This window comes from Methylobacterium segetis (assembly GCF_004348265.1).
GTDB classification, from domain to species: Bacteria; Pseudomonadota; Alphaproteobacteria; order Rhizobiales; family Beijerinckiaceae; genus Methylobacterium; species Methylobacterium segetis.
This window is the reverse complement of the sequence record NZ_SMNT01000139.1, coordinates 1-9,066: the sequence shown is the minus strand read 5'-3', so window position 1 is coordinate 9,066 and position 9,066 is coordinate 1. Positions and strand designations below refer to the sequence as shown.

The 9,066-nt window shown below is 70.1% G+C and carries 5 protein-coding genes and 1 pseudogene; 3 read left to right on the top strand and 3 right to left on the bottom strand.

The genetic code is table 11. The features are described from left to right. The coding region (locus E1J50_RS24030; protein WP_132256430.1) for an LEPR-XLL domain-containing protein at positions 1 to 4,396 on the bottom strand (4,396 nt) is incomplete at its 3' end. A 184-nt stretch (positions 4,397 to 4,580) separates the two neighbouring features. Further along, positions 4,581 to 5,378 (bottom strand): SapC family protein, encoded by a 798-nt coding sequence (locus E1J50_RS24025; RefSeq protein ID WP_132256428.1) that lies wholly within the window; start codon positions 5,376 to 5,378, stop codon positions 4,581 to 4,583. Between the two features lie 800 nt (positions 5,379 to 6,178). Here E1J50_RS24025 and E1J50_RS24020 point away from each other — a divergent pair. Then, the gene (locus E1J50_RS24020; protein WP_245516730.1) at positions 6,179 to 7,189 is read left to right on the top strand and encodes a helix-turn-helix domain-containing protein; all 1,011 of its coding nucleotides are present in this window, start codon (positions 6,179 to 6,181) and stop codon (positions 7,187 to 7,189) included. Between the two features lie 25 nt (positions 7,190 to 7,214). Here the strand turns inward: E1J50_RS24020 and E1J50_RS24015 are convergent, their stop codons facing one another. Next, a complete protein-coding gene (locus E1J50_RS24015; RefSeq protein ID WP_281024592.1) occupies positions 7,215 to 7,922 on the bottom strand; it encodes a zeta toxin family protein in 708 nt (235 codons plus the stop codon). A gap of 406 nt (positions 7,923 to 8,328) precedes the next feature. Here E1J50_RS24015 and E1J50_RS24010 point away from each other — a divergent pair, with 406 nt between their 5' ends. Beyond that, positions 8,329 to 8,622, top strand: coding sequence for a DUF3467 domain-containing protein (locus E1J50_RS24010; protein ID WP_132256423.1), 294 nt, complete (start codon positions 8,329 to 8,331; stop codon positions 8,620 to 8,622). A 148-nt stretch (positions 8,623 to 8,770) separates the two neighbouring features. Next, positions 8,771 to 9,066: pseudogene (locus tag E1J50_RS24005) on the top strand (diguanylate phosphodiesterase); the annotation flags it as partial.

Below are 9,066 nucleotides of genomic sequence, written 5' to 3'. Positions count from 1 at the left end.
GCGAAGCTGCGGTGATCTGCGCCGCGACCGTCGCCTCGATCGAGCCCTCGGTCTTGGCGCTCACCGAAACGGACCCGTCGCCTCCCCTGGTCGTGATGGACGCGTCCGCGATGCGCGCCTCGGCGGTCGACAGGATCGTGTTGGTGGCGATCACGCCATTGATCGCGAGCGCGGTCGAGCGCGTATTCTGGGCGTTGGCGCCGGCAGGTTTGTCGAAGGCCGAGGTCTGGCCCGGCACGGAGCTCGCCGTGCCGGCGCCGGCGTCGCCGTTGGCGTCCGTGCCGGTCTGTTCCTTGAGCGTGGCGATGGCCTCGACGGTGGCGTCGGCCTTCGCGGTGATCGTCGCGGCGCGCTCGGCCGAGACGGCGACGCTGCCCGCCGTCACGGTCGAGCCGGCGATGCTCGCGCTCGCCCCGCCCCGGATCTCGTTGCGCACGACGATGCCGCCGGCCGCCGTCGCGCCGGAGCCGCCCGCCTTGGCGGCACCCTTGCCGCTGACGGCACCCTCGCCGTCGCCGACCCGGCGCCAGAGATCGAGATCACTGTAGTTCGCGGTGCGCAGGTCGAGGTCGGCAGCGGCCTTGTCCGCCCCCGTCCAGGCGTAGACCGCGTCCTTCGGGCCGATCTTCTGCCAAGTGCCCGCGACGGTGAAATCGGTGGTCGCGAGGTTGAGGGCCGCCGAGGCGGTGGCGGGGACGTAGCGGTAATAGGACCCGACCTCGCCCTTGGCCACGGGATGGCCCTCGCTGACGAGCACCACGCTGCCGGGCTGGATGACCCGCGTCGCCGGGCTGGCGGCGGGCTTCTGGCCGGATTGCGCGGCATTGGTTGAGGTCGGCAACGCCCCCTTGACCTTGTCGAGGACGGGGATCGTCGGAATCGCGCTCGGGAAGCTCAGCGCGACGCGCTGGCCAAGCTTGATCGCCACCGGCGTCGCGCTACCCGCCTGGTAGTCGGACTGGATCTGAGCCTGCTTCTTGAGGCCGCCGTCGCTCGACGCCTGGCCGGAGGAGACGAGCTTGACGTTCGCGTTGATGGTCGAGGTGTCGGCCGCTCGCGCACCGACCTCGCCGCCGGCGGTGATGGTGGAGGCGGAGACGATCTCGGCGGTCGCCGCGCGCGCCATCCGGTTCGTCGAGATCAGGCCGCCGAAGCTGCGCGAGCCCGCGCTCGTCGTGGTGCCGCTGCCGGCCACCGTCTTGAGGGGCGTCTTGCCGGCGAGTTGCCGCGCCTTGTCGATCGCGACGCCCTTGTCCCGGTTCTTGATCGCCGCGGCGGCATTCTGCTCCGGCGTGCGGACGGTCACAGTGTTGCTGACCGTGGCGTTGACCGTGCCCGCGCTCGCCGCGTTGACGCCGACCGCGCCCGTCGTTGCGGTGACGTTCGCGGCGCTGATCCGCGCCAGGATCGACTGCGTGGCGAGCACGGTGAAGAATCCCGTGCCGAGCACCGCGTCGAGGGCCGTGCCGACGATCTTGTCGGCGATGGCGCTCGTCGCGATGCCGGTCAGGCCGTAGCCGACGACGTTGAACGCCGCTGCGCCGCCGATCGCGGTGCCGCCGCCCTTCGAGCCGCCCTCGACGGTGGTTTCGACGCGCGAATCGATCTTCGAGACGTCGCCCGCGCTGACGGTGACGTCGCCGGTCACTGCCGTGACGCTGCCCCGGGTGACCGTGGCCGTGGTGCTGCCGAGCACGACGTTCACGGCGAGCGAGCCGGCGACGCCGAACTTGCTCGGCGCACTCGAAGCCTGCGCCGTGGTGGTCAGGTCGAGGGCGTTCTCGGCGGTGAGCGTGACGCCGGTCTCGCCTGTCACGACGGAATCCGTGACGGTGGCCGTGACGTCGCGCTGCACCGTGTTGATGGCCGAGCCGCGGCCGATCGCGACCGCGCCCTGGCTCACGACGGCCGAATCGACCTGCTCGTCGAGCGTCGTGATGTCGGTCGGGACGGCGATGGCGCGGGCCACCGTGGCGTCCATGGCGGTGATGGTGATGCTGCCGGTGCCCGCCGTGAGGCGGGCCTTCTCGGCCGTCGCGCTGGTCGCGCCGGTGAGCAGGTTGCGCGCCTGGATCGCGCGGGCCTCGATCTCGGTGCTGTTGGTGGCGACAGCCAGCAGCGAGGCGCCCGTGACGGCGACGCCGCGCACAGCGACGCGCACGGTGTCGTTGGCGGTGATCAGGGCTGCGCCGGCCTTGACGGGCGCGGCCAGGGAGCCGTCCTCCTCGCCGTCACCGGCGAGCGCCTTCGTCGGGTTGACGGGATCGTCGGGCGCCTCGGTGGCCGCTCCGATCTTCACGAGCAGCTTGCCGCTGTTCGCCGCTTGAAGCGCGACGCCGCCCGCCGCCGTGATCACGGCCGGATCGGTCTCGAGGGGCGCGGCCGCCGGCAGGGTGCCGTTCGCCGCAACCCCGACATCGACGCTCGTCGTGCGGGTGACGGTCTGGTTCCCGGTCAGAGCGAACAGGTTGAGGATGTCGCTGAGGATCGGAATGCTGGCGTTGTCGGCCGCAACGAGCTTCGTCGTGACGTTCGTGGTGTCGCTCGCCGCGAGCTGGACCGCGATGGCCGGGTCGGTGCCCGGCAGCGTCGCCGTGCCCGTCTGCGTCAGGCGCGCGTCCTTGTCGACGGTGACCTGCGTGGTGTTGGTGACGCTGGTCTCGGCCTTCTTGATCACGCCCTCGACGGCGAGCTCGGCCGGCGTGAACACGTCCGACAGGCTGCTCTCGCCGGTGACGATGCCCTTGAGGGTGTCGCCGGTGCGCTTGGCCGTGTCAGTAAAAGTCCCGGCGCCGGGCAGGACGAGGCCGACCGCCTTCACGTCGACCGTGGCGCGCGTCGTCGCCGCCAGCTTGATCGTGCCGCCGTTGACCGCGCCGCGCGCGCCGACCGCGATGGTCGAGATGTTGGTCTGCGTGGGCGTGATGCGCTTGAGCTGCGAGGAGAGCGCCGAGCGGAGCGTGACGCCGTTCTCGACGTCCGTGGTCAGGTCGGCGGCGCCCGTCGTTGCCGTGACCGTGCCGTCGAGGGTGATCCGGGCGCCGCCCGTCGTCGAGACGGAGAGCGTCTGCGTGTTGATCGGCGCGGTGTCGGAGACCGTGATGCTGCTGCGCACCGAGATCGCGACCGAGGCCCCCCGGATGATGGCGTCCTGGTTGATCGTCACGCCCATCCGCGCGTCGGCCGTCACCCCGCGGTTGTCGCCGCTGGTGACGAGCGCGGGGGTCACCGTCGCGTCGGTCGTGAAGGTGACCGCACCGCTCGCCGTGATCGTCTTGCCCTGGGCGACGACGAGGGAATTGTCACCCGCGCCCCCGTGGAAGGTGAATCCGATATCGCCGGCCTGAGCCGTGAGGTTCGTCGAGAGGTCGATCCGGTCGTCGCCCGCCCCTCCGTCGAAGGAAACGGTGAGGCCACCCGAAGCGGCCGGGAGGTTCGCGTCGAACACGAGCGCGTCGTTGCCGGCCCCGCCGGTGACGCCGAAGCTCGTGCCCGGCGGCAGCGTCGCGAGGTGAAGCGTGTCGTTACCGCTGCCGAGGATCACGCCGAAATTCGTGGTCGGCGCCGTGAAGGCGAGGCTCGCGAAGGTCGCGGCCGAGGAGCCGATGGCATAGCCGCCTGTACGATCCGAGAGCGTCGCGTCGAGGTCGCCCGAGACGGTGTTCGAGAGATCGAGCTGCAAGGAACCCTTGCCGCCCGAGAAGATGCCGCTGAGCTGCCCGTTTGCGCCGATCACCAGCGTGTCGGATGCACCGGACGCGCCGGAGAGGTTGGCGACCCCCGAGAAGCTGCCCGTGAATTTGCCGGAGGAGATTGTTCCCGCGTCCGTGCCCGTAAGCGCGAAGAGCGCGCTCGCGCCGTTACGCAGGACGACGCCGTCATCGTCGCTGGCGCTGGTGTCGCTGACGGCGAGCATCGGCCGGCGGCTGTCCGGCAGAATGTTGAAGGAATCGACATCGACAGTGATGACGTCCTTCTTTCCGGCTAGTCCGACGATCGTGAAAGTGCCGGAAGTCGCGACGTCGCCGAAGGAGTGAAGGACCGCGCCCTCCTGGCCGTTCGTGAAGTCGAGAATCTGGATGCGCTGGATCGGGGTGGCAGACTGGTTCGCCCCTTGGGTTTCCTGCACGAGCTTGACGAGGAGCTGGTGCTCCTGCGTCGGCGGATCGGACGGGACGGTGTAGGTGATGTCCGAATTGAGAAGGACGCGCGGCTCCAGCGGATCGAAGATCAGCCGGTCGCGGTAGAGCATCCGGTCGGTCTTCGCCTTGAGGCGCATGACGAGCTGACGCTTCGTCGGCCGCTTGGCGCGCGACGCGTCGTCGGCCGCCTTCGGCCGGTTGCGACGGCGAAACAGAGGACCCCAGAAGCCTTCCGACTTGAACGGAAAAGCCATCCCACTCTCTCCAGCCGCTGGCGCGCGTCACCGCGCGCGGAGGACACGTCACCCGGCCCGCCGGAAGGCGGCCGGGATCGTCGGTACCGATGTCGGGGTCTTGAACCCGGCGCTCCGCGAACCTCGGAGCGCCGTCACTGGTGGGAGAGGTGAGGCCCGAGCCTCAGGGCTCGGGCGCTCCGAATCAGGCGTTGCCCGACGTCTCGAAGTCGGCCGGGGCGGCGGGCGCCGTGTCCGGCTCGGGGGCGCTCGCCGGAGCACCGATGCGATCGGCGATCGGGGTCAGGTTCCGCAGCGAGCCGAGGTGCTGGTAGATCAGCTCCAGTTCGTCGGCCTGCATCAGCTCGGCCAGCGCATCCGCCGAGAGCGCCTTCAGGCGCTCGCGGTTCACCACGCTGAAGCCCGACAGGGTCGAGCGTTGGCCCGTCCGCAGAGTGAACTGCGCCTGCATCGGCTCCAGGAGGTCGAGGTCCTGCAGCCGCTTCACGAAGACCTTCGTGCGCTGGAACTGGACCTGGTAGGCCTGGAGGAAGCCCAGAACGTTCTGCAGGTACTGGGTGCGCTCGCCATCGGCGTCGAACAGGCGCTCACCGCGCCCCTCGTCGTTGCAGCCGGCGAATTCCTCGTCGACGCACAGCGTGAACGTAGCGTCGGGATCGTTCGCGTTGTCGCTCGAGAACACGAACGGGTACCGACGCAGGAAGGCCGGGACATAATTGCCCGCCCAGGCGCCCGAATCGTTGACGTACAAATTCTCGTTGTCGCGAATGCCGAGAAGCGCGACGGGGATCACCTCGTCGGCCGCACCGCCGAAGACGATCGTGTATTCGGCCGAGGCGTTGCCGAACTCGGCGACCATCAGCGGCACGGAGTTCACGGCGCGCGCGAAATCGAAGCTCGAACCGGCCTTGACGGACCACGACCCGTGGCGCTGCCGGGTCACCGGAACGGCCCGCTCGTAGATCAGAAGCTGCTTGCTCATAATTCCCCCAGGGGATGGATGTGCGATTTCCGCATCGTTCCGCACCGTGCATAACAGTGCGGCTGCACCTTGCGGAGGCAGTCGGTGCGTTTTGCGTTGATCCTGCGTCTCACGCCCACGGACGCAATCTGAAAAACACAGTTGAGGTCAATTGAAGGCGGCTCGAAGCGCGGCCGCAACACGGAATTGATCCGTTTTGTCCAATCAACATTTGCTGGTATTTTTTCCTCGCGAACCGTATTCGAGGGCCTCGCTCGGTCCGGCCTCAAGATGAGGCGGCAGGCCGCCAGCGCGTTCGCGCCCTCACCCTCCGGGGAAGCTCCAGGAGTCGCATTCCGCGAGACCTGTGGGAAAGATCATTTTCATTATTGAGAGCCGATGAAATGGCCGCTTCCACGGCCAAATTCGGACCGTCACCACTTGAAATGGCCGCGCAAAAATCCTGCGCGCGTCGGCAGCCAGCAACGCGATCGGACGCTTTCAGCCGCCAAATAGTTCGCTTCTTGCACACGCGCCGCACATCTGACTCCGAACTGTGCAATTCTCGACAGAGATAGGTTGGCGGGCTTTCGAGGCTGTGTTGACGTCGGCAGGGCCTCTGCTGCAATGAGCCTTCGCGCAGCGGGAACTTTCCAGCCTGCCGTGCGTCCGGAAAATCGCCGGCGCGCAGCGCGACGTGCGGCACCCGTGGAGGCAGGGATGAAAGCTGCTGGCAATCCAGTCCTGCGCGACGGGTTGTCGGCGGCCAATCCCGGCTGACACCGCTCGAAACCTCCCCAACTCCTCGAAGGCGACGACGCGTGTCCACCCTGCCGCGGCTCGACTATCTGACCACCGGCCTCCCCAATGCCGAGGCCTACGAGGTCTGGAAGGGCGTGGTCGGCGCTCTGTTCGAGCCGCACCCCTTCCATCCGACCCAGCGGCTGCCGACCGGCTCGGCGAGCGGGGTCGTCGTCGGGGACATGATCGTGGCGCGGGTGGTCTTCACGGCGCAGTGCTTCCGCCGGGACCGGGCCCTGATCGAGCGCACCCCCGACCATTTCCTCTTCCATCTCTACAATGTCGGCGGCTTCAACGGCCGGATCAGCGGCCATGAAACCACGATCTGGTCGGCGCAGGTCGCCCTGATCGACCTGCGGCTCGAGGTGAACACCCACGCCGCCTCGTCCGACACGATCTCGCTGATCGTGCCGCGCAGCCTGCTCCCCGGCATCGGTGAGGCCGGATTGCCGCCGCGCCTGGAGCCGGCCCGCAACCGCCTGCTCGCCGCCCACTTGGCCGCGCTCCGCGAGGGCAGCGCGCATCTCGAGGAGGCGGACGTTCCGGAGGTGGTGGCCCGGACGCAGGAGGTGCTGACCACCCTCCTCGATCCCTCGCGTCCCATCGACCGGCTGGAGACGCCCGCTCTCGACAGGAGCCTCCTCGCGCTCGCCGAGCAGGCGATCCGCGCCAACCTCGCCTCCCCGGATCTCTCGCCCGAGTGGCTGGCGACGGAGCTCGGCATCTCGCGCGCGAGCCTCTACCGGCTGTTCGCGCCCTATGGCGGGATCATGCGCTCCGTCCAGGAGCGGCGTCTCCTCGCCGTGCGGGCCGCCCTGAGCGATCCCCTCGAGACGCGCCTTCTCTCGCGGCTCGCGGCGGATTTCGGGTTTCAGAGCGAGGCGCATTTCAGCCGCAGCTTTCGCGCCCAGTTCGGGTCGACGGCGAGCGAGTTCAGGGCCGGGCAGGTGAAGTCGGCACGCGAATCCGAGCCGACGAGCCTCGACGTGCTGAACTGGTGGTGGGAGCGCCTCGGCTCGCGCAGCGCGTGAATCGGGCCTCCGGCACGGGCCGCCCTCAATCCGGCCCCGTCGCGGCGCGCCCGAGCACGCGGGCGGCAGCCTCCCGCACGAGATCGGCGACCGGACGCATCCCGTCGAGCACGTGGTCGGCGCCGGCGGCGATCCGGCCCTGCTGAACTAGGTAGGGCGGGCGGATCCGGGTCGGGTAATCGCGCAGATAGCGGCCGAGATGGTCAGCCAGGGCCAGGGCATCCGTGGACGCCGCCTCGGCCCGGAATGCTGCAAGCTGTGCGCCGAGCTTGCGGGCGAGGGCGACGTCGAGGGGCAGCTCGATCCAGAACAGCAGATCGATGAACTGCCCGGTCTTCGGGTGCGCCCGCCCGAGCAAGGTCTCGAAGACGAGGTAGGGCGCCCTGGCCGGCACGGGCCCGACGCGCAGCGGCCGGCCCGGGGAGCCGGTCGCCGCCTCACCGCGCACCAATGCACCGAGATCCTCGGCGAGACCCGGCACTTCGATATCGTCGACCGGAGCGCCGCGGGCGATCCAGGCTTCCATCGACTCGCCCGGATCGGGCGGGACCTCCTCGTAATCGTCGTAGTGGAGGATGGGCGCGCCCCCGAGCGCGGCGGCGAGGGCGGCCGCCAGGGTGGATTTGCCGGCACCCGGCAGACCGGCGACGGCCACGACGCAGGGCCGCCTCGGCTCCGACGGGGCGTGGCTCGCGGCACCGGGATCGCCGATCCGATCCCGCCAGCCAGTCACGGGCGCGTGCCCGAGGCTCGGGCGGCGATGTGGTGTTTGAGGAAGGTGTCGATGCGGGGGAAGGCGGGGCTCGGGCCCGGCGCGGGCCGGCTCAGCGCGGGCATCGGCCGGGATCTCGGCTGTTGCCCGGGCCGGGACCCGGGCGAGAGCCGGGGCCGGCAGGGGCGGGCGTGAGACGCTTGATCAACACCAAATCTCCCCGCCGCCCGACCGCGCCACATTCCAATCCTGATTCGCTTCCATCCCGCGCCGGGATAGCACTGTTCCTGTGGCCGCGCGACACTTGCCAAGCCTCGCCAAACCGATATGCAACACGGCCAGACCGCATACAAAGCCGCGGTTTTACTCCACCAACACCTGACTACCGCGGCCCCGCGCCGCGCTCGCGCCAGATAGAGGGACGCCCGTGAGCGACACCAGGCAGACCGGACCCGAGGCGGTCCGCGCGATCGCGTGGCGCGAGGAGGCCATGGCGACCCACTTCGCCAACGTCGTCAACGTCCAGGGCACCCGCGAGCAGGTCGACCTCTTCTTCGGCACCAACCGCACCTGGAACGTGGCCGAGAGCGACAGCGTCGTGGTCGACCTCTCCAACCGCATCATCCTCACGCCCCTGGCGGCCAAGCGCCTGCTCTCGGTGCTCGGCGGCGTCCTCGCCGAGTACGAGGCCCGCCACGGCCGCCTCGACCTCGAGGCCTGAGCCCGCCCTCCCACGCCCGGCCGCCTCCCTCAGGCCGGGGGCGGCCCCCGATGCCGACCAGCCCCGATGCCGACCAGCCCCGAGGAAGGCGGCTGCGATGAGCGAGCGGTCCCGATGAGCGAGCGGTCCCGATGAGCAGGCAGCTCCGATGAGCGAGCGGGGGGCAGCCGGGATCCCGGCCGAGCCGGAGGCGCGCCCCTCCGTGCTGGAGCCGGCCCTGTGGCAGCGCCTGCAGGCCGCAGAGGGCCTGCCCGAGGCCGCCGAGGCCTGGCTCGCCCTGCAAGCCCGCTGGCTCGGCGCCTCCGCCGCCTGCCTGCTGCAGGCGCCCGGCCTCAGCCCCCTGGCCAGCCTCGGGCCCGACGCCGCGGCCCTGCGCGCGGCCGCCGCCGCCGCGCTCGACGAGACCCGGCCGGTGGTGCAGGAGGCCGAGGAGGGCCCGCCCCG

What these genes read in the sequence shown, in the direction of transcription:
- E1J50_RS24025 (WP_132256428.1), bottom strand. Translation starts at nt 5,378, where the DNA reads ATGAGCAAGCAGCTTCTGATCTACGAGCGGGCCGTTCCGGTGACCCGG.